The sequence below is a fragment of the Mycobacterium sp. 1245852.3 genome, from assembly GCF_001669335.1.
Classification (GTDB): Bacteria; Actinomycetota; Actinomycetes; order Mycobacteriales; family Mycobacteriaceae; genus Mycobacterium; species Mycobacterium europaeum_A.
Map to the genome: position 1 here is coordinate 1 of NZ_LZLL01000530.1, position 1,489 is coordinate 1,489.

Genomic DNA, 1,489 nt, shown 5'->3' on the forward strand with positions numbered 1-1,489 from the left:
GATGATCGCCGCGCCGCGCTTGGCGACGGTCGGGATGAAGTCGTTCTCGATCCAGTTCTGGTCGTTGACCACCTCGGCCGCGTTCTTGCCACCGACCTCGGCGTGGAAGATGTCGGGATACTGGGTGGCCGAGTGGTTGCCCCAGATGGTCACCTTCTTGATGTCGGTGACCGCGGCGCCGGTCTTCTTGGCCAGCTGCGAGATCGCCCGGTTGTGGTCCAGGCGGGTCAGCGCGGAGAACCGCTCCTTGGGGATGTCGGGGGCGTTGCTCAGCGCGATCAGCGCGTTGGTGTTGGCCGGGTTGCCGGTGACGCCGATGCGGACGTCGTCGGCGGCGACGGAGTTGAGCGCCTTGCCCTGCTCGGTGAAGATCGCGCCGTTGGCCTCCAGCAGGTCGCTGCGCTCCATGCCCGGGCCGCGCGGCCGGGCGCCGACCAGCAGCGCCAGGTTGACGCCGTCGAAGATCTTGTTGGCGTCGGCGCCGATCTCCACGCCGGACAGCAGCGGGAACGCGCAGTCGTCGAGTTCCATCACGACGCCCTCGAGCGCCTTGAGCGCGGGCTCGATCTCAAGGAGCCGCAGCTCGATCGGGCGGTCGGGGCCCAGCAACGAGCCACTCGCCAGGCGGAACAACAGGCTGTAGCCGATCTGGCCGGCGGCGCCGGTGACAGCGACCTTGAGAGGACTTGCGCTCACGTCGATTTACTCCTTGTGGAGAAGTTCGTGCAGATTCGAGGTTTCGGCTCGAAACTAGCGCACTGCGCTCGGCCGCCGATCTCCGGTCCGCTACCAGGGCTTTCCCGACACCTGATCGTCGCGCTTTGAACAGCCGGGACGCGTAGCATGGAGCACCGCCTGATCGGACCTGCGCTTGGTGGGAGGTGGCTGTGTTCCAGGGATTCGACGCATTGCCCGAAGCGCTTCGGCCCCTCGCGCATGAACCGCAACCGAAGGCGGTCCCGGGCCCGAAGCCGCCCACCCAGACGCTGGTCGACTGCGCCGTCTACGCCGACGGCCAGCGATTGCCCGGCAAGCTCGGTTACGCGGACGCACTCGATAAGGTGCGCGAGATCGAAACGCAGGGTCAGGAGGGATTCGTCTGGGTCGGACTGCGCGAACCCAGCCAGTCCGAGATGCAGGAAGTGGCCGACGTGTTCGGCCTGCACCCGCTGGCGGTGGAAGATGCGGTGTGCGCCCATCAGCGGCCCAAGGTGGAGCGCTACGACGACACCCTGTTCCTGGTCCTCAAGACCGTCAACTACGTCCCCCACGAATCGGTGGTGCTGGCCCGCGAGATCGTCGAGACCGGCGAGATCATGGTTTTCGTCGGGAGGGATTTCGTGGTCACCGTCCGCCACGGCGAGCACGGCGGCCTGTCCGAGGTGCGCAAGCGGATGGATTGCGATCCCGAGCAGATGCGGCTGGGCCCCTACGCGGTGATGCACGCGATCGCCGACCACGTGGTGGACCACTACCTCGAGGTGAGCAG

The 1,489-nt window shown here is 66.9% G+C and carries 2 protein-coding genes; one reads left to right on the forward strand and one right to left on the reverse strand.

Annotated elements, in window-relative coordinates:
• On the reverse strand, positions 1 to 696 hold a 696-nt coding region (locus tag A9W96_RS24255; RefSeq protein WP_067143716.1), incomplete at its 3' end, for a malate dehydrogenase.
• 191 nt (positions 697 to 887) lie between these two features.
• Between A9W96_RS24255 and A9W96_RS24260 the strand changes: the two genes are divergently transcribed.
• Positions 888 to 1,489, forward strand: a 602-nt coding sequence (locus A9W96_RS24260; protein WP_304441741.1) for a CorA family divalent cation transporter, incomplete at its 3' end; no start/stop codon positions are given.